We start from the raw sequence: 21,910 nt of genomic DNA on the forward strand, positions 1-21,910 counted from the left end.
TCACGGTTAAGCTCATGAACCCGCGCCACTGGACAAACCATGGCACACCCACTACACAGCCCCCCACCAAACACAAACAAAATCGAAAAAATTGCAAAGTAGCGGTGTTGGGAAACATGCAAAGAGTGGAAATTTCAGCCCCTCAAGGTAAACTATGAAACTCAGAACAGAAAAAAATCAAACTGAAATCGTTAAAGACGCCGGGGACGGGATTTGAACCCGCGAGATCCAAAGGATCATTGGCTTAGCAGGCCAACGCCGTACCAGACTGGGCCACCCCGGCCTTATTAAACCTATCTGTGTTCAGCATTATAAGTTTTTCGTTCATTGGATTTCTAAATGGGTGGGCACGTTCAGGGGTTGACAGACCTTCCATCTACCGGTGATCCCGCTGACTGGCTCCACCCCGTTAATCCACAAGCATCAGCTGTCCATGGTAGGGCTGCTCCTTTCCAGGCCTGACCCGTTCCCATGACTAAGATGGTTCACCCTGACCCTCCAGTCAGGGCCCCATCACCACTGATCCTGCGGGACGAGGCTTCTACACCAATCAGCAGGGCCGATAAACAGTCGATCAGCCGCCCCCTGAACTTCGACCGCGCCGTATAGGGGATTTGCGCTTACAGAGGACCCCTAACCCTCCGGTCTAGCCCATTGTATCCATTATACTAAGTAGTATTTTAATGTTTCTATGGACATATCAGAGCCCCTGGATCTCCTTAATGAAGCTATCATTCCAGTTTATAGAAGGCAGCAGATTGCACTGGCAAAAAACTGGTAAACTAATTAAGGTAATATTTCATATTAATTCCATGGACACGCTGATAGCAATGAGTCTCATTCTGAGCCTCTACATGGCCTTCAACATTGCTGCCAACGATATAGGTAACTCTGTGGGTACCGCTGTGGGTAGTGGTTCCCTCAGGATGAAAAAGGCCCTCTTGCTGGGGGGATTTTTTGTATCAGTTGGGGCGCTGTTCCTTGGTGGGAGCGTCATGAAAACAATAAGTGAAGGAATAATCCCCCAGGGGCTCCTGAGCCCCAGAACAGCCCTTGTTATAACCTTAACATCATCAATCTGGATAACCTTCACCATCATAAAAAAGATACCCATTTCAGGTTCCGATGCCATTGTGAGTTCGGTTATTGGTGCCGGAATAGCAAGCATCGGCATTCAGAACATGAGAACAGACGTTGTTGGCTTCATAGTACTGAGCTGGATTATGTCACCACTTGCAGGTCTTCTCACAGGATTTTTAATCTATAGATCCATCAGAAAGGTTTTAATAAAACCGCTTCAGGGTATGGGTATGAGAGATAGGCTCGAAAAGGTATTTTCATATCTTCAGATACTGAGTTCCTCGTTTTCGGCCCTTAACCTTGGGGCCGTTGATATAGCAGTTGCAACAGGTGCTGTATTTGCCACGGGTTATGGTGGCGGGTACTGGATCCGAATACTGGGGGTCCTAGGGCTTGCTTCAGGAATTCTACTTGCTGGCAACAGGGTTACAGAAACAATTGGAAGAAGAATAACAGACCTCACCCCAAGCAGGGGCTTTGCAGCCCAGCTATCAGCAGCACTTATCGTTTACCTATTTCTGGGTTATGGTATGCCTGTATCGCCAACACAGACCCTTGTGGGGTCTGTGATAGGTGTTGGAATTGCACATGGGACATCAACAGTTGAGTATGACGTGATAAGGCACATAGCATACACCTGGATAGTCACTATACCCACCTGTGTCATCCTATCAGCTGTAATTTACGTTATCACAGGCCTTATATGACCCTTAAAGACTTTTTAGGGCCCTTATAATATCCCCATCAGCGATTATCCCAACCATCTCACCATCAGACATGACAACAAGCTGATTTATTATTCCCTCATCTGAGGAGTAGTCATTCATCTTCTCAATGGCGTCACCAAGTGTCTCATCGGGGGCCACCGTGGCAACATCCCTGACCATGACCTCCCCAACTGTTGTTCCAAGTTCATAGTTGTCAAGTATGAGGTTATGGCCAAGGTCTGAGGCAGTTACGATTCCAACAAGTTTCCCCTCCTCAAGGACGGGGAGAGCACTTATCCTGTGCTTCATCAGCTTCTCAAATGCAAAAACCACGTCTTCAGACGGTTCAACTGTTATAACATCCGCTGTCATTACGTCCTTAACCTTAATTTCATTCAGCTTTTTCAGCACCTTTCTCTCCTCCCTTAACACTGGTTTTTGTAAGTGATTTTATAATTGAGTCTATCGTGGTTACAACATCTATATTCTCGATAACAGGCACGTTGTGTTTCTTTGCCTGGCTTTCAATGTATCTGTGAATTCTTCTTATTGCCCAGAAATAACTTATATACCTTTTAAGGGGTCTCCTGGCCCACATCTGTCTGCAACGTGAATAGAACCTTCCCTTATGGACGTTCTCATCTGAAACCGTGAGGACAAACATTGCAACATTTTCCTTGTTTATGAGATCATCCCTTATAAATCCAGGGACTATATGCACGCCCTCAATCACTATGCTTATACCCTCTGTGAGGGCCCTCTCAATTACGGCCTCCACACCGATGCTCACAGTGTCCACGTGATCCCTGAATCCAATGAGAACCTCGTCAAGTTCCGGGGGTGGGGGTATTCTGAGGGACTGGTACGCTGTGTAGCTTGATTCATAGATGGATGGGAGAAGTTCCCTGGAGACTATTTTACGCATTACCTCCCTTATCATGTCGGTGCTTATCATGTTCCTTATACCAAGACGGTTTGCAACCTCAAAGGCAATTGATGATGTCCCGACCCCTGAGGCCCCCCCTATTAGTATTATCAGGGGTTCCTTGCACTGCCTTATTCGTCTCCAGAGCATGTACTTCTCTGCTATCTCAGGATCCTCCCTTTTCAGGTGCTCTGAGACCACATCAACGAGTTCCTCTATTGTTATGACATCAACCTTATTCTTTTTAAGGTGAGCCTCAATTCTGGAAGCAAATGTGTATGCCCTGTTAGGGTCCATCTCTGCCCTGGTCAGTGAACGTGCCAGAACGCCCTTGGAGAAGGGCTCCGTGTATTTTTTTCCGCTTACCTCTCCCTGAACCATGATCATGGTCTCACCTCAAAAAGAACTTGTCATAATCTGAAATCCAGTTTTTATATACTTAACTGGATCTGAGATTTAAAATTTCGGCCTTTATGGATCCATCATCTTCAATTTCAATGAGGGCTGCTCTGCCATCTGAAAGCTGTCCCGGGTTGACCACGATGGTTTCACCTATACGGTCCACTCCCGGGGACTCGTGGATGTGACCACAGATGTTCAGACAGGGCTGATGTCTTTCTATAACATCCCTCACACCCCTGCTTCCAACATTATCCCCTGATGGAATTCTATCAACTGATGTTCCATGTGGTGGTGCATGGGTTACAAGAATAAGAACATCTCCATCACCAGGCTTTTCAATGAGATGGTTCAGTTCTGCTTTTATTTCATCCTCCTCCAGTTCAAGGGGTGTGTTGAATGGTGTAGGGTTCGAACCACCAAGACCGCATATGGCAATATCCTTGATGTTAATTGATCTTCCATGAATATTCACGGCCTTTGAGTTTTCTATTTTAGCAACAGCCCCATGGGGATCGCAGTTTCCAGGTACGGCAACAACAGGGATGTTGTGGGATGCCAGGTCATTAAGGAGCTCCTCAACAAGTTCCAGCGGCCCGAAGTGTGTTATGTCACCTGCCACAACAATGAGGTCAACCCTGTTATCCCCTATAAACCTGTGAAGTTCAGGTATGTTTGAACCATGAAGATCACTTACAGCGAGGATTTTCATGAAAAATCACGCCCCCAATTATTCCCTGAAGAAGGAGCCTATCTCCTTTAAACCCTTTTTTATGTCCTCTGAATCGCCGTAAACGGCTAAAAGATCGTCTTCTTCAAATTCAATTATCAGACTGTGGGTTTCAGCAATATCCTGAACTCTGTCCTCGGCTATTGGTTCCTTAAGGTGAACCCTTGCAGCTGCAAATCCAGGTGGTGCTCCAACAATAAACCTTGACTTTGTTTCAGGGGGTTTGTGAACCTCCTCCCCCCTTGAGGCCCTCTTTAATTTTTCAATCCATTCATCAGGGTAATCGGGGGCCACTGCCTCTGCAAGTTCAAGGAGTTTCTCCTGAATTGAGTTGAGCATATCGTTTATTCTCTTAAGCTCCCCGATCATTTCAGGGTTCTCTGTATCTGATTTATAGAAGTTGATTGATGTCCTCACAAGCCTTATATCCTCTGTAATTTCCACTGGGACATCAATATCCTTCTTTCGAAGGTCTGTCAGGAGTTCAACAAGCACGAACCATGTCTGTTCAACAGGGAGTGTCATAGATGTCCTTCCAGAATTTTTAGGGTTGTATGGTTTATCCTTGCACCTGCCTCTTCAAGTTCCTTTCGGATCTCCTCAACGTTACTGTAGGAGCTGAGGATGAGCACATGGTTGCTCTGTGTGCCCTGAATGGATAATATGGCCACCTCGTCGTCATCAGATAATTCCTTCTTCTCAAGGCCCGCCTTGTAGTCCACAAAGGGTCTGAATTCTTCTGGAAGATCCTTCAAAGTAAATATTCCCTTTAAAGTAGCTATAAACAAAAAAACACCTCACTATGGGATTTTAAATCCCTGAAAAAATAATTAATTGGGGTTTTAGCTTCCAGGTGCAAAGCGGTCGAGTTCCTCGAGCTTTTCAAGGCACTCGTCGACGCATACCTGGTGGGCGTCAACCACAAGGTCCTCTTTTGGAAGACCCATTGCAAGTCCAAGTAGCTGTGCGAGGTGAAGTACTGGTATGTCGAATTCCTCGCCGAACTTGTCCTTTATCTCCATCTGACCAACGTCAAACTGGAGGTGGCAGAATGGGCAGACGTTTACTATTGCATCAACACCGGCTTCCTTCATGTTTATGAGTTTTTCCCTTGTGAAGTCAAGTGCAACGTCAAGGTCCCTTGATCTCACTCCACCGCCGGCACCGCAGCACATCATCTTGTCCTTGTATTCAACGGATTTCGCGCCGGTTACCTCAACAATTTCATCCAGTATGGTTGGTCTTTCAGGGTTGTCTATATTTATCTCATCGCTTGGTTTGAGGAAGTGGCATCCGTAGTGCACTGCAACATTGAGGTTGAGGGGCTTTTCGACGAGTTCTGAAAGTTTGTCCAGACCAACATCGTTGTACAGTATTTCAGCAAGGTGTCTTACGTTGACTTCGCCCTTGTATTCCCTGCCAGTCTCCTTGAGGATCTCATTGATTTTTGCCTTCATCTCCTCGTCTTCCTTGAGGAGGTGGTTTGTCTCGAAAAGTGAACCGAAGCACCCGTTACACTCGGTCATGATGTCTGCACCCATTTCCTCGGCAATTGTTATGTTCCTTGCTGCTATTGCGGCCCATGTTGTTTTATCAAATGAACCGAATACCCCGGGTGCTGGACAGCAGGATGCCCCTTCCATGTCCTTCAGTTCGATTCCGAGTTTATCGAATAGAACCCTTGTTGCCTTTTCAATTCCAGGGTACCTGTTGTTCATGATACATCCTAAAAAGTATGCGATTTCCATTTGCATGCCTCCTTATTCAAGTTCACCGGTTTCCCAGTTGTAGCCTATTAACTGGTCAAAGCCTGTTGCCTTGATGATTTTCTGAACCTCTTCAAGTGCCTCAGGGAACTGGTGTGTTGTTGGTGGTAGTTCTCCAAGGCCAACAGCCTTTCGGAGCTCCATTGTTGCGTCGTTGATTGGTACTCCGTGACCTGTTTTTATAACGAAGGATCCAACTGCCTTGTGTGCTGGTGCCATGAATCCTGCTCTGGCTGCTTCGTTCCTTGCAAGTTTCACGACATCCACGATTCTGACCTTACGTGGGCATCTTTCCTGGCAGGCGTAGCATGTTGTGCACATCCAGAGGGTTGGATCTGAGATTATTTCATCCTTTAATCCAATATTTGCCTTCCTTATTATCTGTCTTACCCTGTAAGGGGTTCTTCTTCCAGATGGGCAGGATCCTGTGCATGTACCGCACTGGAAACAGTATTCCAGGCTGTCACCGCCTGCGGCCTTTATTTTCTCAGAGAATTCCTTGTCAATATTACCCTTTCTGATTATGTTTTCTTCTCTCTGAAGTAGGGTCATTATATCACTCCTTTCGCTTTTCTCCTCTTCCTCCTCTGATTCCTCTTCAGAATCAGAGTCCTCCGAAGAGTCTTCATCCTCAACTACCCCCTCGTCTTCATGGGAGGTTTCACCAGTTTCTTCAGATTCATCCCCCTCAACATCTGCAGTCTCAGGTTCTTCAGCTGATGCTTCCTCAGAGGCCTTCACAGGTTCTTCAACCTTTTGAGGTTCCTCTGATTTTTCTGTTTCTGCAGATTCAGAGGGTTCATCTGAAGGTTTTTCTTGAGGTTGATGTTGTTCTACCTGTTTAATGGAATCTGCTGGTGTCTCTGTTTTCTCTGGCTCCTCTGTTTTACTGCCTTCTTCCTTCTTCTCACCCATCAACATTTCTTTTAGGCGTTTTAGAACTGACATTGTTTCACACCCTGAAAGATCCCTGGTTAGCAAACCTCAGATTTTTCTTATTAGACTGTGATTTTTATGGGTATATAAAGATTCCTAAAATCTGCCACTGTGTAACCTTTAAGGTGACACCTGGTGATTCAGGGATACCTGTAAGTGACAGACGGTGGCGCCATGAGCAAGACTGTAATGGTTAAGTAATCCATGAATCCAACTAAGTAACAGACGGTGTGAGCAATGAGCAAGACTGAATACCAGATAAAATTACATGACGGACCCGCAAGACTGGGTCTTCTTGGAGATTCTGAAACTCCTCTACTTGTTAACTACGAAAAGATGGATATATCCCCCTATGAAACCATCCCACACAATGTACCACGAGAAATCGCAGAGTGGGGTGTGAGTGAAACCATAGAAATTGCCTCTGAATCTGATGCGGAATACGCGTTCATACATGGATCCCGCTATACTGACCTCAGAGTGAGGTGCGCCCTTGAACTTGAGGAAATTGGTTTCAGAAAACTCATAGTGGCAAACATGGATGAACTGCTCCAGAGACCCATGGAGATGGTTCGGATTCTAACTGGAATACGTGAGGCCATAAAACCTGAGACCATGCTGTGTTCAACATTCTCCCTTCCAGCTTTCATCCCCCTGCTCGCATATATGGGTGTTGATGTGTTCTCAGATGCCGCTGCAGAGTTCTATGGTATGATCAACGTTCTGCTCACAGAGACCCATACCTATCCCCTGGACACCTACAGGATCTGCAGCCCTGGCACAGATGAACTGATTGAAAGGAACAGGCTGACACTTGATCTGGTACTGCGGGAGGTCCGTGAACACATAAAGAATGGGACACTGAGAAACCTCGTGGAGGAGCGTGCTGCCTCTTCACCCCAGAATATGTCTGCACTCAGAATACTGGACCATGAAATGCAGGAGTTCCTGCAGAAGTACACACCCCTCTACTGATAGGTTTTTTCAGTGCCCGGAACCGCTATTATAAGATAATGGTGGGGTCCCGCATTCCCCACAGATTCCACAGTGAACCCATGGTCTTCAAGGATTCCAGTGACCTCATCCTCAGATAGCCTTAGATCCATGTGGGGTCCCGGGGTTCCCGCTACCTTTTTAAAATCAACCACCACCAGCCTTCCAGTCCTTCTTAGAAGTCTCATGACCTCGGCCATCAGTGGTTCAACCTCGTCGTTGACCACTATCCCATGGAAAACGTTGGCCATGAAGTAAACATCAACCGTTCTATCGGGAACCGGGATTCTACGTGTTATATCGGCAACCAGAGGTATTATGTTACTCCTTCTGCCTATTCTGGACCTCAGTATCTCAACCGATTGCGGGTATATATCAACCGCAATGACCCTTCCATCGTCACCAACAGCAGATGCTGCTTCAATTGAAATAAAGCCATCACCACAGCCAGCATCAAGAAAAGTGTCCCCGGCCTTCAATGGAAGCATCTCAATGAGCTTTTTAGCATCTATGAGGTCCCTTGTCGATTTACCCCCATCGACATGGATCTTACGGGCCATGTTAACACCATAATGTATTCTTTTTTTATATTATAAAAATTTTCACGATCCCCTGGAGGATCTGGCCCCTGATCTGCATCATTAAGTGCTTTAACCACGTCAAACCTGACCATCTCCCAGACTCACAGTGCTTTAACTAAACCTGCCAGGGCGGCATGGTGTCCAGACCCCTGAGGGCACTTATAAATAGACGTCCGGAGAGAATTATTAAATGGTGTTTTAATATGATAGAAAAGATGGAGCTCACCATGACAAACGGCACGGTGCACCACTTCAAGAGGGGGGAGTTTGGGGTGGAAAATATAAAGGTTGATAAGGAGAAGTGTTTTATACTGGTGAGCTTCTCTGAGAGGGAGTTCGGTAAAAGAGAGATAATAATACCACTACAGAACGTTGAAAAGTGCGAATACCTCCTCAGGTAATCCGCAGATCAGATTACCATCCTCTCCACAATGGAGCTGGGTGCACCTGCAACCTCAACAAGGTAATCTGCCTCGATGAAATGGAGTCCGCCTGGGACAACAAGGCAGTGAAGTGGATCCCCAAAGTCCTCCTCAATCAGTGAGGATATTGCATCAGCCCTCACAAGGGGCCTTTCAGACCCTGCCCTTGCAATTACAACCGCCAGAGTTTTATCATTGATTGTATCATCACCAAGTTTCTCTGATGCCAGCAGGAGGTATTCAAGACCCTCATTTGCAGTCATGTACCTGCTTTTATGGGCCTCTATATCAAGGAGCACCAGGGAATGGGAATCCCTCTCAAGGTTATCCCTTATATTGATGTAGGGAGATGTTGGGAAGTAATTTTCTGATGTGAAGGGCACTGTGATTATCCTCCCGAATTTGTAGGCCTGCAGCCCCGCAAGGCCGGGTGCAGCTGATATTATGGATGATGCATGGATGACCCTTGTCTCTACACCCCTCCTCCTGGCGTCCAGGATCAGTTCTGTATGGGTGGTTGCAACCAGGGGGTCCCCCGGGACAAGGAGTGCCACATCGGATTTTTCTGCCTCAACGAGTGGTACCCTTTCCTCCTCAACCTCCTCCCTCCTCAGTATATCTATATTCTTACCGGTTAACTCCTCAATTGCAGATAAACTGGTCCCCTGAAGGATTGCAGTGTAGAATTCAGCGTAAACCCTGCTGCAGGCCTTTAAGGCCTTCAGACCCTTAAGTGATATATCATTTTCATCGTAAAGTCCAAGTCCAATTATGTAAAGCATCTCAAACCCTCTCAATAAGATTATAACGTTATATAATGTTTCAGAAAAACCAGTATATATGGCTTAAACTGTAGCGGGAAGTTCACCATGAAGGGTTTAAAGGTTCCAAAGAAGAAGGCCAATGATATAATCAGGATTTTAACTGAGAGATCTCTCCTTAACAGGGATTACAGGATAAATAGGGATGAAAGCCATGTTTACATACCCGTGATAGACACGGGGGTTGCAGGGGAATTCGATGATGTTGAGGTCATCGATGATGTGTTTGAGAGGAGTAAACGCTCCCCGAGAAGTTTTACTGACATGCTGAAATCCAGGATCCCCGAGGATGCACTTTCATCCATCAGAAGGTCCTTTGATATAATAGGGGATACCGTTATCCTTGAAATACCAGAGGAGCTCCATGACTACAGACATGCAATAGGTGAGGCTGCACTTAAATTCACGGGACGAAGTGCCGTGTACATGAAGAGGAGTGGAGTGAAGGGTGTTACAAGGACGAGGGAACTTGAGCTCATTGCGGGTTCTCCGGTATCTGAAACTGTCCATAGGGAGTACGGGAGCCGCATAAAGGTTGATATAAGGAGTGTGTACTTCAGCCCCCGCCTTGCCAATGAGAGGGAGATCGTTGCCAGGCAGGTGAAGGAGGGGGAGGTTGTCCTTGACATGTTCGCAGGTGCCGGACCCTTTGCAGTTGCATTTGCAAGGCATGGAAGGGCATCCAGGATCTACGCGGTTGACATAAACCCTGCGGCTGTCGGTTACATCAGAGAAAATGCCCGTCTGAATCGGGCAGAGGACGTAATAGTCCCTGTAGAGGGTGATGTGAGGGATTTCCTGGAGGATAAGGAGTGCTTTGCAGACCACGTGATCATGAACCTTCCTGGAACTGCATGCGAATTTCTTGATGAAGCCATCAGGGCTGTCAGGGATGGGGGCATCATACACTACTATGAATTTGCACGGCACTTCAAAACCCCTGTGAAACGCCTGAAGGACACCGCAGAACCCTTTGAAGTGGAGATCTTGGGTAGAAGAAGGGTGAAGTCAAGGAGCCCCGGTGTGTGGCATATTGGTATCGATGCCAGAATAAAAAAGAGCTGAAATCACAATGGACCCACCATACCCCTACATACCCCCCAAAAAAAGAGCTGAAATCACAACGGATCCACCATACCCCTACATACCCCCCAAAAAAAAGAGCTGAAATCACAATGGATCCACTATACCCTCCTCTGTTATGATTCCATCTATAAGATCAGAGGGCACTATGTCAAATGCAGGGTTGATGACCCCGGTATTTTCAGGGGCTATCCTGCAGCCCCCATAATAGAGAACCTCCTCAGGACTCCTCTCCTCGATCTCAACATCATAAATTGAATTTTCCCTGTCAAAGGTGCTGAGGGGTGCTGCAACGTAAAATGGTACGTTGAAACGTTTTGCTGAGAGGGCGACCATGAGTGACCCTATCTTGTTTGCCACACCTCCCTCTGCAACACGGTCAGCGCCTATTATAACCTTATCTATCATTCCCCTCTGCATTAGGTAGCCTGCTGCAACATCCGCTATCAGTTTAACAGGTATGCCCTCCTGCTGCATCTCCCAGACACTCAAACGGGCGCCCTGTCCCACGGGCCTTGTCTCATCACATATAACCGTTAAATTCTTTCCCTGATCCCTGGCGGCCCTCACAACGCCCAGGGCCGTTCCATAGTCAACACAGGCAAGGGCGCCTGCATTGCAGTGGGTCAGGATTGTGTCACCATCATTAATTATGCTGGCCCCGTGAGCCCCTATGGCCCTGTTGGTCTCCATATCCTCCCTGTAGATCCTCAGGGCCTCATCAAGTGGGGACCCGGATTTCATCACACGGTCCACTGCCCAGAAAAGGTTCACTGCGGTTGGCCTTGACGACCTTATCTCCTCTGCAGCCATTTCAGTGTCCTCGCCTGCAAGGTCTGCCAGGGCAACGCCAAATGCTGCCGCTACCCCAATGGCCGGGGCGCCCCTTACAACCATGTTTTTTATTGCATATATGACGTCCCGGTAGTTTTCACACTGAAAGTACTCCAGTGAATCGGGAAGTTTTCTCTGGTCTATAAGGATGAGTCGATTGTCCTTCCATTCCACTGTCTTCATTCTATCACGGAATCTGCCTTTTCAGTAGTGGCTCGCTGGTGTCATGTCAAGGTGTCTGTCAGCACCCTTTTTGCCTGGAATGCCATAGGCATCTGCCCTGCACTGTGTGCATGCCCTGAATACAGGTATTATTTTTTCAACCTCGTTCCTGACCCTCTCGATCTCTTCACAGGTTGGCCGTGGGTAGTCCTTCATCTCACCCATCGGTATGAGAGGTATAACATTCATGAGGGAGGCTCCTCTCCTTTTAACCTCCCTTGCAATGTCAACTATGTGTTCATCGTTGAGACCCGGTATGAGTACACTGTTGACCTTGACAATGATACCCTTCTCTGCAAGTTTCTCTATACCCTCAAGCTGGTTCCTTGAGAGAACCTCGAAGGCCTCCCTCCCATGGTATACCTTATCCTTGTAGACCACGAAGGAGTATATCTTCTCACCTATATCAGGGTCAATGGCGTTCACGGTTACCGTGACGGTGTTAACCCCAATCTCTGCAAGTTCATCAGCCTTATCAGGAAGAAGCAGCCCATTGGTGCTGAGGCATTTAAGGAGATCCGGGAACTTCCTGCTGGCCTTTTTGAAGAACTCAAATGTCTCCTCATTTGCAAGGGCATCGCCGGGCCCGGCCACCCCTATTACACTTATGGGCATTTCGTTCTTAATCTTCTCAACGTGCTTTACTGCATCCTCGGCTGTCATGATCCTTGCAGTGACCCCCGGCCGGTTTTCGCATTCGCTGATATCCCTGGTGCAGAATTTGCAGTGGATATTGCAGCGGGGTGCAATGGGAAGGTGGATCCTTCCAACCCTGTCGTGCAGTTTCTCATTGAAGCATGGGTGAGCCTTGGTTATGTGGGCAAAGCGTGTCTGTCTCTGTTCAGGCATGTTTTCACCTCATATCGTCTATTATCTCCCTTGCCTTCAAAATCCATTCATCCCTTAGCACCTCATCGGTACATACAAGGGCTATTATGTTATCCTCTGAAAGGTCCCTTATAACCCGGAATCCCTCGGGTATTATGCGGAATATTGCATCATATACCCTCTTCCTGAGGTTCATTGATGGGTCGTGAACCGTCATTCCGCTGATATCAGAGATGGGGTCCTCAACCACCACCTCAAAGCGGGATGGCTGGCGTACCCTGCCACGTCCCTGTGACTCCCAGAGCCTTTCAAGTAGCTGTGGAAGGTAAGTTTCATCCTTTATCCTCAAGTGGACCGCTCCTGTGGCCTTATCAGTATCCATCTCAGCCATGTCCTCGAGGTAAATTGGCTCAGAGGTCCTCTGTGTCTTAACCGCTATGATGAAGACAGGTTCCCTGGGATCAACCCAGATCCTCAGATCATCCACGGCCCTTGCAAGCTGGAGATCCTGTAGAACCTGACGGGCTATTATCTCATAGACCTCTGCACCCCGGGGGTCGTAGCACTCAACACTTATCCCCATTTTAACCCTCACTGATGTCTTTCATTCCGGAAACAAGAAGGGCCGCTCCAACTGCGCCTATGTGCTGTGAATACGGGGGTACGATAACATCGATACCACCCAGGATATCACTTACTGCCTCAACAAGGCCCTCTATAAGGGATGTTCCACCGACCTGTATGAGGGGTTCCCTCACATCTATCTCCTGGAGCTGCTGTTCGTATACCTGTTCGGCCACCGAGTGGCATGCGGCTGCTGCTGCGTCCTCCCTTGAAACTCCCGCTGCAAGTGCGGTTACAAGGTCCTGTATACCAAAGACTATGCAGTAACTGTTGAGCATCGCCTTCCTGTAGTCACCCTTCAGTGCCAGGCTTCCAAGTTCATCTATCTCCACTCCAAGCCTCCTGGCTGTTATCTCCAGGAAACGACCTGATGCACCGGCGCAGATACCCCCCATGGTGAAGTTGTCGGGTATGCCATCGTTTACGGTTATGACCTTGTTGTCCATACCCCCTATATCAAGTACCGTTGCCTCCCCCTTCTGGTGGTCTGCCAGAAATACGGCACCCTTGGAGTTTACACTAAGCTCCTCCTGTATGAGGTCGGCCCCGTAATGTTTACCTATGGTTAACCTGCCGTAGCCTGTAACTCCTATCCCATCAATGTCCTTCAATGTGTAACCTGTACCTGCAAGGGCCTCCTCTATGCCCTTCTCTGCGGAGCCAAGGACATCTGTTGTGGGAAGCCACCCTGTCCCTATGACCTCGTTATCCTCCATCAGAACCACCTTGGTGGTTGTTGAACCTGAATCGATTCCAAGGGTGAGGCCCTCCTGTTTCTCCCTTGCAAGTATGCTCTTTCTCGCCACTATTGTGGAGAGTGCCTCCATTCGTATGAAGAGCTCATCCGCCTTTGTTCTCTCTGTGAATGAGTAGGTTACAACAGGAAGCCTTGTGTTCTGCTGTATGAACCTCCTTATCTCGTTCCTTACAAGTGCCCCCTCTGCGCATCTGAAGCAGGTTGCTATGAAAACCGCGTCGGCATCTGTTTTGCCCTCAACGATTGACATTGCCCTTGCTATCATGAGTTTTATGCTTGAACTGGCACAGTTGAACCCAAATTTTTCATAGGCCTCGTCTATGTAGTCCAGGTCAGCCTCGGGGATAACTATTTCGGCCCCGAAAGTCCTCGCTGCCTTTTCAATTTCCTTCTGAACACCGCTGTAGTCGGTTCCACATGAAATCTGGGCTATTTTAACCATTTTGAGCCTCCAGTTCGTCCAGGAATTTGTTTATCCTGTTAACTACATCTATTGTCTCTTCCCTCGTTGTGGGGTATTTAAGTTCAAGTGTGGGTATGCCCTTCTTTCTGAGCTGGAATACGCAGAGTTCATTGGTCCTTGCGCATCCGATGCATCCAAAACCAAATGGGGCCTCCTCCATTATTATGGCGGCATCCGCCTCCTCTATGAGGGGTCCCAGGATTGCCATTCTCCCCCTCACACCTGAGGGAACCTCTATTGCCGCGTACTTCAGACCCCTTATTGGGTCCTCCTCGGTTATATTGAAGGGTGGTGAATCGATTTCCGGGTCTGTGACTTTCTGTCTGATTTCTTTCTGGATTACAAGGGGCTCATGTCCCCTTCTTTCAACAAGATCTGCAAGTATAAGTGAATTTGGTGGAAATATCGCTATTTTCAATAGAATTCCCCCCTGTCTCCCTCCTGGGGTCTCCTGGCTATTTCAACCATGTCTGTGAAGAGGCCCTTTGTGGCATCAACTATTCCCACTGCACAGATAACCTCACCCTTCTCCTTCAGCGGTACCACGACCACGGGTATTCCCCTGTAAGGTCCCCTCTCAGGTGTCTCCCTTGCTATCTCCCCTGATTCAAGGACCTTTTCCAGGACGGGTCCAGTGTAGCTGTCATCTATCACCTCTCCGTCCTCTATTCGAAGACCCTTTGCTTCCCGGCTCCTTATTGTGAGGGGAAGGCGACTTACAAGTTCATGTATACACATTCCAAGTTCCTTGAGTTCCTCTCCAGTGGATGATGAAGTTATTTTCATTTTTATCAGCCCTGTGTTTTCTGTTTGGATTTCAGACTCCTCTCAACTACATCGCGGAATTCATCAACAGAAACCTTCTCTTTTTTTTCGGGTTCGGCCTTCTGGGGCCTTTCAAGGGCCTCGCCCACATATCCAAGTAATTTGAATTCCTTTTCAAGCTGGTGGTAGCCCTCCCGGGCTGCCCCTCTGTGTCCTCTGCAGCGCCGGGGGTCCCCTGGTGGGAATCCCCTCTCCTTTGTGAATATGTTGGCCGGGTCCAGTCTGCGTATTTTCCTGACAGCCTCCATCACAGTCTCTGTGTCCCCATGCACCAGCGCACCATAACATGTTGATTTTATGGTCAGTGGCAGTCCAAGAAGGTGGAGCCTCTGGACAAGTTCCGATGAGCTCAGCCTTGATGATGGCCCAAGTATTATCATTCTTGTTGATTCCTCATGGTTTTTTTCTTTCCCGGACATACACCGTGTCCCCCTCTTTGAATTTTTCAACCTTTTCAAGGCCCTCTGTGATTCTACCTATTATGTTGGTGCCGTTGAATGGTTCCCCGGTTGGACCGTATTCATCGTTATCCTCGAGTCTAACACCAACCATGCCGATGTGTCTCCTTGACATGTTTGTTATACCAATGCTGCCCTTTTTAACACAGTTTTCAGGTGTTTTCTCAGGTACAAGGCCCTTTGCCAGGGATCTGTCACCCTCAAACATCACCACCTTCATGCCCGGGAAGGCGAAGTGTACCCTGAGGGATCCGATGGGTGTGTCGATGAGGCCCGTGAGTCTCCGGAAGTACCATGAAGACCTTGGTGCATCAGGGTCAAGTTCAACCTCCAGGATTTTATCCGCCTCTATGCCCACTGTTCTGACCCTTCCTTCCCTGATTATGTCCATGGTGTATGGTGGGTCCTGGGCCACAACAATTGCATCGTCAGCCATTATGCCGTCCCTTATCTGCTCTACCCCGTACCCTTTAAGGTATTCCTCTGCATCCTTCTGGGTCATGGAGACTGTCATTATCCTGCCGGGTTCACACTCCACTGTGATATGGTCCCCTTCCCCTGCTATATCCACCAGTTCCATTCCATCTGTAACGTGTCCTATGAGGTTGTGGGATGGTGTTGAAACCCTGTCCTCCCTGTATATGTAAACCCTTCCAGCGCCCCTTCCCGTGTTTCGAAGGGTTACTGCCCCCCTGTTTCTCTTTGCTATTTTTTCGGGATCCTTTTTTATTCCCTGAAGGGAGTAGAAACCTATGAATGAATTGGCCTCATAGTCGACCCTCAGTTTCCCCTCCTCCACCATTGTGAAGAAGTGTTCCACAGACTGGGGTGACTCGTGGGATGGTTTTACCTTAACGTAGGTGAATATCTGGTTTCCATCCTCAAGTGGTGTTTCAAGGTCTGTCACTGCGGCGCTCTCAACTATGCTCTTTCTCTCAACAACCGGTTCAACTGAGCTTATCACGTCACGGTCTGTCAGTCTCTCAATGGTTCTTCTGCCGCCGGTTACCCTTGCAAAAACACCCCTGTTCTCATCTGGGGCGCCGTATACTGATGAATGGGGGTCCCTTGAGATTATTATATGGGTTGAATCCGGGCTGAACCCTGAGAGGCTCATTATAACCTCATTCTCATCGTAGAAGAATTCCTTCCTTGATGGCTCCAGTTCCGTTTTTATGGGCCCCATTGAAATCTCGGATGGGGTTGTCCATCTTACACGGAGGTTTTCGAGATTGCTGTAGATATCCCTCCATGTCTCAACGAGTTCAGGTGCTTCCGCAGGGATCAGTTCAATCAGTATACTTCCTGCTGTTGTTTTGATCCGGTATGTGTCTATTGTCCTTTCGAGTTCCCTTGTGCCGCTTATGAGACCCACAAGGGCGCCTTCCACGTATGGGGCTCCTGTAGCATCAATGGCATCCCTCACTGTGGCCCCCTCTGGGAGTTCAACCTCCACTCCATTAACCTTAACAAACATCAGATCTCCCTCATAGTTTTTCTTCCATCACACCTGTTATGATATCCCTTTCAAAATCAAAGAGGACCCTTTCATCATCATCATGCGCTAGGCGGAGTTTTCTGTCGGATACTATCTCCCCGGCGTCTGATGCTGTTATTCCAGCCGACTCAAGTAGTTCGATACATTCAGCCACATTTTCGGGGCGTGCTGTCAGCACAAAACCTGAGCCAGGGTACATTCGAAGCCAGTCCTCCCACCTGACTGACCTGTTACGGGGTATTGATTCCAGTTCCACCCGTGCACCCACATCCGATGCCTCAAGTAGCATCCCGAGTGTTCCAAGTGTCCCGGGGTTGCTTATATCCTTACCTGCAGTTACCAGGTTTCTTTCTGCAATGATCGACATTATCTCAATCTGGAACTGCACCTCCTCAGGTGTTTTATGGGTGGTTGTGTCCCAGTTCAGGGAAAATGATGGGTGTGGCCTTCCATCAAGATCTATGCCTATTATAACCCTGTCGCCTGGTTCTGCATCGCAGCTTGTTATGAGGGCATCCTCTGATGCTATACCTGCAATCGAAACATCCAGTGCATCGTAGGGTGTGTCAGGGTGCACGTGGCCTCCCACCATTGGGACCCCAAACTTCTCTGCCCCCTCCCTTATACCCTCCATCACACTGTAACAGGTCTCCTGTGAGTTGATTGAGAGAACATTGACCATGCCCACGGGTTTGCCGCCCATGGCCGCAATATCATTAACATTAACAAGTACAGAACAGTACCCGGCCCAGTGAGGGTCAGCCTCCATCAGACGCCCCCATATTCCATCTGCTGCCAGTAAAAGAAGTTTTCCGTCTCCTATCCTTATGGCCGATGCGTCATCACCATAACCGAGATGTGTTTTTCCTGAGACACTGAATGCATCATTGAGAATAGAAACTATATTCCTTATTGGCCGTTTTCTTGTTACACCCTCAAAATTTTTAAGGGAATGGACGATATCATCTAAATCCAATTCCACACCTCTTTTTATCGGTTTAGGTGTATCTCACGGTGTAGCTTGCACCTATATTATCTATAATCTGTAGTAAATCCCTTTTAAAAGTTTCCAAATCATGGGTTTCAATGGTGTTTTTACCCCTGAAGAGCTCCCTGTGAATCCTTTCACCAACTATATCGTCCCATCCCCCCTCAAACTCTATTATGATTGAACCTGCGCATTTGAAGCCCTTCTTAACCACCCTATCTATATCCCCGTCTGTTATCCCTATTATGGGAACATCGAATCTGTAGAGTATGTCTGCAGCCACGAGAGTGGTGTCATCTCCAACCGTGACAACAAGATCCGAGTCATGGAGTGTGTATATATCCTCTGCAGCGTGATTTAAGAATGAAACACGGTACCTGTTTTTATTATTTTCCCTTACCTTCACTTTCCTGGGTTTTACCTCTGAACGGCGAAGAAGTCCTGTCTTTACAACTGCATCCTTGAGGTTAACCCTTCCAAGTTTTTCCACGCCGTGTTCCTTTATCTCCCCCCCCACTATCTCACTGATCACACCATCTTCTGCAACAAGGGTGACGTCGTCCGACGTTGAGACACCCACAACTACACCATTTACAAATATGTTCTCATTCTCTGAGACACCCACAAGTCTCCTGTACTCCCTTCTGTCAGGTTCTTGTTCACCGCAGGGCTCTCCATGGAAGATTTCTCTGCATACATCCTCTGGATCCAGCATCTCGAGCCCCAGTTCACGTGCCAGCTTCTCTGCGAATGGCTCAGCCTCCTTTTTCCATGCTACGATAGTTCCATCGGGTTCGCCTGGCCTCTCTATCTGAACCACCGGAGGTTTTTTTTCTGATCTCTGGAAAACCTTGTATCCGAATCCGTGCCCCGTGATACGGGACTTCCCGTAGTTCATAAGAACAACAATGTCGGCGCCCTCATCTGCAAAGAGGTCAACCGATTCACTTGGCAGTCTCTTCTCTGATATGTCTATAACCTCCTCAAGGTGGGCGTCATATACCGCGGTCCGACCCATGGTTCCCCCGAGTCTTGCCTGGACATCCCCATACTTTTTTAGAAGATCTATGAGTTTTGCTGCGTATCCTGAGTCAACTATCTGTGGTCCGTGAACAACCACACCTATCCTCATAAGATCACCTGCGCTTCCTGTGAGATCCCTGCTAACGGGATCTGTATCTTTTCTTCTTTATCTCTGAGCCACATATCTCACATTCCTCAAGCTCGTAGTCCTGAGGATACACCCTCCTGCATCCAGTGCATATCTTTCTCCAATGATAGGTCTCCTTTATACCGGATGTGAGGACGCTCTGGAACCTGATTCCAAGAATTCTGAGGGTGTTCTGCATTGTATAGTCATCGGTGATTACAGTTACCCTGCCACCCTTTTTGAGTGAAACAGCGAGTCCTATAACCTCTCTGTCAGTACTGGAGAGCCTCATAGCATCCCCTGATCTGCTGGTGACCTCCTCCACCTTCCTCATGCTCTCAGGATCAGGTTCGATTATTTGGAGTCTGCCATCACTGAGTGCCCTCTCAAGTACCATTACCGAGTTGAAGTCCTTTATCTCAGCTGTTACAGACCTCACGGTGTAGTTTTCAGTACCCTCAGGTATGTATCCGTTTATGAATGCAGATGCATCAAGAACCCTTTTCATGAAGACCACGTATTAATCAGGGATAATATAATAAATTTCTACCTTCAGATTTGGTGAAGCATGGTAATAAATTTACCTCGCATTGGGGGAATATTGGGTTATGGGCTTTCCCTGTAGAGGAACCCATCACCGACCATATTGGTAGTCGAGCAGCTGCAAGAAAGTATTACAATTAAGTTCTGTAAAATCCATTAAACTGGCTATTTTCATGTTTAGATGATTTAAAAACCATTAAATCCAGTTAAAAGTCCTTGAGAACGGTTGAACCAATCTAACGAAAACTTTATAAATGGTGGTGTCAATATATAGTAAACGGGTAGGGTCCAGGACTTTTAAACTTATTCTGGTCTTTTAAATTGGAATTGAAACCGCCTCCAATCCAATATCAAACCCTACCCAGACAAAACCGCCATAAATTTTTATTACTTTTCTCTCCTTGTCAGAAACGTGGATATACTCACTTTCGCTTACAGAAAAACCAAAAGACTTATAAATTGCGCCCACAATAAATAGCATGTTACAACCACAGTTTATTATTAAGAGACCGGTTGATTGATATGAAAAGTGCCAGCATGGAGGAGCACAGAAGCTCAGCTCCCGATGACATAATCTGCGCTGTCATCACCCTCAGTGATTCGAAATATGAGGAATTCAGAGAAACCGGGGAAATACCCGAAGGTGACCTATCAGGCAGGAAACTCATGGAGGCGCTGTCTGAAAGTTACTCTGTTAAGGAATACCAGATAATACCCGATGACAGTCATGAACTTCTATCTGCAGTTGATGATATGATAGATAATGGTGTTGACATTATATTTACCACTGGGGGCACAGGAATCGGAAGCAGAGACATAACAGTGGAAACACTTAAGGGTATTTTTGAAAAGGAACTGGATGGTTTTGGTGAGATATTCAGACACATCTCATTTAAAAAGCTGGGAGCCGGGGCAATACTCAGCAGGGTAACAGCAGGTGTATACAGAAAAACACTGATATTTGCACTTCCAGGGTCCCCCAATGCTGTGGAACTTGGAATTGAAATTGCTGTCCCTGAACTCGCTCACCTTGTTAAGCATCTAAGGGAATAAATATGGTTTCTGAAAGATACCTGGGGATACTGCATCACTTTGAGTGCCTTTTCATGACAAGATCAATAACTGTTAAAGAGTCCTCAAAAGGGTATGCTGATACTCTGTAGAACTCAGATCCCTCAAATAATTATCAGTGAGCATAGTGTTACCGGTTTTTTGGGTGCGGGACACCCATCCGCCTCAAAAATAGTGTTATATCACTGATCCGCCCTGAAATCAGAGACCGATATCAGAGGTATGAGTTCAATACCCCTCCTTTTGAATTCATCAACCGCACCCTCCTCACGGTCAACCACAACAAATGTCCTCTCAACCACGCCTCCATTTTCCTGGATTGCCCTCACGGCCCTGAGAAGTGATCCTCCGGTTGTTGTGACGTCCTCGACAACAGCAACCCTTTCACCGGTGTTAAGTTCACCCTCAATGAGTCTGGAGGTTCCATAACCCTTTTTTTCCTTCCTTATCATGAGGAGGGGTTTTCTGGAGTAAAGGGACACTGCGGTCGCAATGGGGACCGCACCCAGGGCAGGGCCCGCAATCCTGTCTGCACCCTTCACCTCGCTCTTTATGAGCCTCGCTATCACATCAAGGACCTCAGGATCGGTTATGGCGCGCTTGATATCAACGTAATAATCACTTTCCCTGCCTGATGAGAGGACAAACTTTCCCCTCTGAATGACATTTCTCTCTGAAAGAAGTTCTATGAGTGTCTCTCTGAGCTTTTCCTGATCTTTGACCTGCATAATTTACAGACCCCCAGTTCCACGCTGTAGCAACCTGAACATACCATTGATCCACATAACCTGCAGGTGTGGAGAAAGTCTACCCTGCCACAGAGGTTGCAGATCCCCTTAAGCTGCAAGGACCTTCACCTGTTATTCCTCGCCACCCCTGAGGAGTATCTTGTCCCCTATCTTTTTAACCATCTCGTAGGGAACTATTGTCTCGCCCTTTGAGAGCCCAAGACCCTCTGATATTCCACCTTTTCCAAGAACAAGTGCTTCTATTGTCTGAGATTCTATGTCAACCTCAACATCCTTTACCTTGCCTATCACCGTCGCGGAACTGTCAAGAACCTCTTTACCGATCATTTCTTCAACTATCCTCATGGTACCACCATTCAGTCACTGTATTATTATTGTTCTCACGGGTATTTAAAATTTTAAATGCCATGCATCGAAACCTTTTTATACCATGAAATTCATTATCTTCTTTTTCTTA

28 protein-coding genes, 1 tRNA gene and 1 other RNA gene are annotated in these 21,910 nt (G+C 47.4%); 5 read left to right on the top strand and 25 right to left on the bottom strand.

Annotated elements, in window-relative coordinates:
* Positions 1-198: 198 nt before the first annotated feature.
* Together ACPLJI_RS05260 and ffs are read right to left on the bottom strand one after the other, a co-directional pair.
* A tRNA-Ser gene (locus ACPLJI_RS05260) sits at positions 199-283 on the bottom strand.
* Positions 284-341: 58 nt separating this feature from the next.
* Positions 342-657, bottom strand: an RNA gene (gene ffs / locus ACPLJI_RS05265) — signal recognition particle sRNA.
* Between the two features lie 173 nt (positions 658-830).
* Here ffs and ACPLJI_RS05270 point away from each other — a divergent pair.
* On the top strand, positions 831-1,787 hold the full coding sequence (locus ACPLJI_RS05270) for an anion permease (protein ID WP_424741159.1): 957 nt from the start codon (positions 831-833) through the stop codon (positions 1,785-1,787).
* 3 nt (positions 1,788-1,790) lie between these two features.
* Here ACPLJI_RS05270 and ACPLJI_RS05275 read toward each other — a convergent pair whose 3' ends face one another.
* The 7 genes from ACPLJI_RS05275 to hdrC are packed head-to-tail and all read right to left on the bottom strand — an operon-like array spanning position 1,791 to position 6,555.
* On the bottom strand, positions 1,791-2,159 hold the full coding sequence (locus ACPLJI_RS05275) for a CBS domain-containing protein (protein WP_424730463.1): 369 nt from the start codon (positions 2,157-2,159) through the stop codon (positions 1,791-1,793).
* A gap of 19 nt (positions 2,160-2,178) precedes the next feature.
* Positions 2,179-3,099 carry a 2-phosphoglycerate kinase gene (locus tag ACPLJI_RS05280; protein WP_424730419.1) on the bottom strand — a complete coding sequence of 307 codons (921 nt, stop codon included), beginning with the start codon at positions 3,097-3,099 and terminating at the stop codon, positions 2,179-2,181.
* Between the two features lie 52 nt (positions 3,100-3,151).
* Positions 3,152-3,823 (bottom strand): metallophosphoesterase, encoded by a 672-nt coding sequence (locus ACPLJI_RS05285; protein WP_424730420.1) that lies wholly within the window; start codon positions 3,821-3,823, stop codon positions 3,152-3,154.
* Between the two features lie 18 nt (positions 3,824-3,841).
* Positions 3,842-4,366, bottom strand: coding sequence for a DUF2096 domain-containing protein (locus ACPLJI_RS05290; RefSeq protein ID WP_424730421.1), 525 nt, complete (start codon positions 4,364-4,366; stop codon positions 3,842-3,844).
* Positions 4,363-4,629 carry a DUF749 domain-containing protein gene (locus ACPLJI_RS05295; RefSeq protein ID WP_424730422.1) on the bottom strand — a complete coding sequence of 89 codons (267 nt, stop codon included), beginning with the start codon at positions 4,627-4,629 and terminating at the stop codon, positions 4,363-4,365. Before ACPLJI_RS05295 ends, ACPLJI_RS05290 begins: the two co-directional genes overlap by 4 nt.
* 54 nt (positions 4,630-4,683) lie before the next feature.
* Positions 4,684-5,589: a CoB--CoM heterodisulfide reductase subunit B gene (hdrB, locus tag ACPLJI_RS05300; protein ID WP_424730423.1), complete on the bottom strand. Its 906-nt coding sequence runs from the start codon at positions 5,587-5,589 to the stop codon at positions 4,684-4,686.
* Between the two features lie 12 nt (positions 5,590-5,601).
* Positions 5,602-6,555, bottom strand: a complete 954-nt coding sequence (gene hdrC, locus ACPLJI_RS05305) for a CoB--CoM heterodisulfide reductase subunit C (protein WP_424730424.1) — start codon at positions 6,553-6,555, stop codon at positions 5,602-5,604.
* A gap of 225 nt (positions 6,556-6,780) precedes the next feature.
* Here hdrC and ACPLJI_RS05310 point away from each other — a divergent pair, with 225 nt between their 5' ends.
* Positions 6,781-7,518, top strand: a complete 738-nt coding sequence (locus ACPLJI_RS05310) for an archaeosine tRNA-ribosyltransferase (RefSeq protein WP_424730425.1) — start codon at positions 6,781-6,783, stop codon at positions 7,516-7,518.
* Here the strand turns inward: ACPLJI_RS05310 and ACPLJI_RS05315 are convergent.
* Positions 7,512-8,096, bottom strand: a complete 585-nt coding sequence (locus ACPLJI_RS05315) for a class I SAM-dependent methyltransferase (protein ID WP_424730426.1) — start codon at positions 8,094-8,096, stop codon at positions 7,512-7,514. The genes ACPLJI_RS05310 and ACPLJI_RS05315 overlap by 7 nt on opposite strands.
* A 224-nt stretch (positions 8,097-8,320) precedes the next feature.
* Here ACPLJI_RS05315 and ACPLJI_RS05320 point away from each other — a divergent pair, with 224 nt between their 5' ends.
* Positions 8,321-8,518 carry a hypothetical protein gene (locus ACPLJI_RS05320; protein ID WP_013295273.1) on the top strand — a complete coding sequence of 66 codons (198 nt, stop codon included), beginning with the start codon at positions 8,321-8,323 and terminating at the stop codon, positions 8,516-8,518.
* 8 nt (positions 8,519-8,526) lie between these two features.
* Here the strand turns inward: ACPLJI_RS05320 and dph5 are convergent, their stop codons facing one another.
* The gene (gene dph5, locus ACPLJI_RS05325) at positions 8,527-9,321 is read right to left on the bottom strand and encodes a diphthine synthase (protein WP_424730427.1); all 795 of its coding nucleotides are present in this window, start codon (positions 9,319-9,321) and stop codon (positions 8,527-8,529) included.
* Positions 9,322-9,408: 87 nt separating this feature from the next.
* On the opposite strand from dph5, the gene ACPLJI_RS05330 reads away from it, so the two are divergent.
* A complete protein-coding gene (locus ACPLJI_RS05330; protein ID WP_424730428.1) occupies positions 9,409-10,425 on the top strand; it encodes a class I SAM-dependent methyltransferase in 1,017 nt (338 codons plus the stop codon).
* 105 nt (positions 10,426-10,530) lie between these two features.
* Here ACPLJI_RS05330 and mtnA read toward each other — a convergent pair whose 3' ends face one another.
* From mtnA to ACPLJI_RS05390, 12 genes are all read right to left on the bottom strand, one after another.
* The gene (gene mtnA, locus ACPLJI_RS05335; protein ID WP_424730429.1) at positions 10,531-11,460 is read right to left on the bottom strand and encodes an S-methyl-5-thioribose-1-phosphate isomerase; all 930 of its coding nucleotides are present in this window, start codon (positions 11,458-11,460) and stop codon (positions 10,531-10,533) included.
* Between the two features lie 21 nt (positions 11,461-11,481).
* Complete coding sequence (gene nifB / locus ACPLJI_RS05340) at positions 11,482-12,348, bottom strand: FeMo cofactor biosynthesis protein NifB (protein WP_424730430.1); 867 nt, start codon at positions 12,346-12,348, stop codon at positions 11,482-11,484.
* Between the two features lie 4 nt (positions 12,349-12,352).
* Positions 12,353-12,910, bottom strand: a complete 558-nt coding sequence (locus tag ACPLJI_RS05345; protein ID WP_424730431.1) for a methanogenesis marker 17 protein — start codon at positions 12,908-12,910, stop codon at positions 12,353-12,355.
* A 1-nt stretch (position 12,911) separates the two neighbouring features.
* Positions 12,912-14,150 carry a methanogenesis marker 15 protein gene (locus tag ACPLJI_RS05350; protein ID WP_424730432.1) on the bottom strand — a complete coding sequence of 413 codons (1,239 nt, stop codon included), beginning with the start codon at positions 14,148-14,150 and terminating at the stop codon, positions 12,912-12,914.
* Complete coding sequence (locus ACPLJI_RS05355; protein ID WP_424730433.1) at positions 14,143-14,589, bottom strand: methanogenesis marker 5 protein; 447 nt, start codon at positions 14,587-14,589, stop codon at positions 14,143-14,145. Before ACPLJI_RS05355 ends, ACPLJI_RS05350 begins: the two co-directional genes overlap by 8 nt.
* On the bottom strand, positions 14,586-14,957 hold the full coding sequence (locus ACPLJI_RS05360) for a DUF2111 domain-containing protein (protein ID WP_424730434.1): 372 nt from the start codon (positions 14,955-14,957) through the stop codon (positions 14,586-14,588). The genes ACPLJI_RS05355 and ACPLJI_RS05360 overlap by 4 nt, the downstream gene beginning before the upstream one ends.
* Before the next feature lie 5 nt (positions 14,958-14,962).
* Positions 14,963-15,415 (bottom strand): methanogenesis marker 6 protein, encoded by a 453-nt coding sequence (locus tag ACPLJI_RS05365; RefSeq protein WP_424730435.1) that lies wholly within the window; start codon positions 15,413-15,415, stop codon positions 14,963-14,965.
* Positions 15,390-16,931 (bottom strand): methyl-coenzyme M reductase-associated protein Mmp3, encoded by a 1,542-nt coding sequence (mmp3, locus tag ACPLJI_RS05370; protein WP_424730436.1) that lies wholly within the window; start codon positions 16,929-16,931, stop codon positions 15,390-15,392. Before mmp3 ends, ACPLJI_RS05365 begins: the two co-directional genes overlap by 26 nt.
* 10 nt (positions 16,932-16,941) lie before the next feature.
* Entirely contained in the window at positions 16,942-17,928 is a 987-nt protein-coding gene (locus tag ACPLJI_RS05375) for a methanogenesis marker 2 protein (RefSeq protein WP_424730437.1), read from the bottom strand.
* 22 nt (positions 17,929-17,950) lie between these two features.
* Entirely contained in the window at positions 17,951-19,072 is a 1,122-nt protein-coding gene (locus ACPLJI_RS05380; RefSeq protein ID WP_424730438.1) for a DUF2117 family protein, read from the bottom strand.
* Positions 19,073-19,103: 31 nt separating this feature from the next.
* On the bottom strand, positions 19,104-19,598 hold the full coding sequence (locus ACPLJI_RS05385) for a type II toxin-antitoxin system VapC family toxin (protein WP_424730439.1): 495 nt from the start codon (positions 19,596-19,598) through the stop codon (positions 19,104-19,106).
* Between the two features lie 351 nt (positions 19,599-19,949).
* Positions 19,950-20,114 (bottom strand): hypothetical protein, encoded by a 165-nt coding sequence (locus tag ACPLJI_RS05390; protein ID WP_424730440.1) that lies wholly within the window; start codon positions 20,112-20,114, stop codon positions 19,950-19,952.
* Between the two features lie 41 nt (positions 20,115-20,155).
* On the opposite strand from ACPLJI_RS05390, the gene ACPLJI_RS05395 reads away from it, so the two are divergent.
* On the top strand, positions 20,156-20,686 hold the full coding sequence (locus ACPLJI_RS05395; RefSeq protein WP_424730441.1) for a MogA/MoaB family molybdenum cofactor biosynthesis protein: 531 nt from the start codon (positions 20,156-20,158) through the stop codon (positions 20,684-20,686).
* A gap of 200 nt (positions 20,687-20,886) precedes the next feature.
* Here the strand turns inward: ACPLJI_RS05395 and pyrE are convergent, their stop codons facing one another.
* Positions 20,887-21,432, bottom strand: coding sequence for an orotate phosphoribosyltransferase (pyrE, locus tag ACPLJI_RS05400; protein WP_424730442.1), 546 nt, complete (start codon positions 21,430-21,432; stop codon positions 20,887-20,889).
* Positions 21,433-21,564: 132 nt separating this feature from the next.
* The gene (locus tag ACPLJI_RS05405; protein WP_424730443.1) at positions 21,565-21,798 is read right to left on the bottom strand and encodes a PRC-barrel domain-containing protein; all 234 of its coding nucleotides are present in this window, start codon (positions 21,796-21,798) and stop codon (positions 21,565-21,567) included.
* Between the last annotated feature and the right edge of the window lie 112 nt (positions 21,799-21,910).

It is taken from the genome of Methanothermobacter sp. (genome assembly GCF_049720995.1).
Classification (GTDB): domain Archaea; phylum Methanobacteriota; class Methanobacteria; order Methanobacteriales; family Methanothermobacteraceae; genus Methanothermobacter.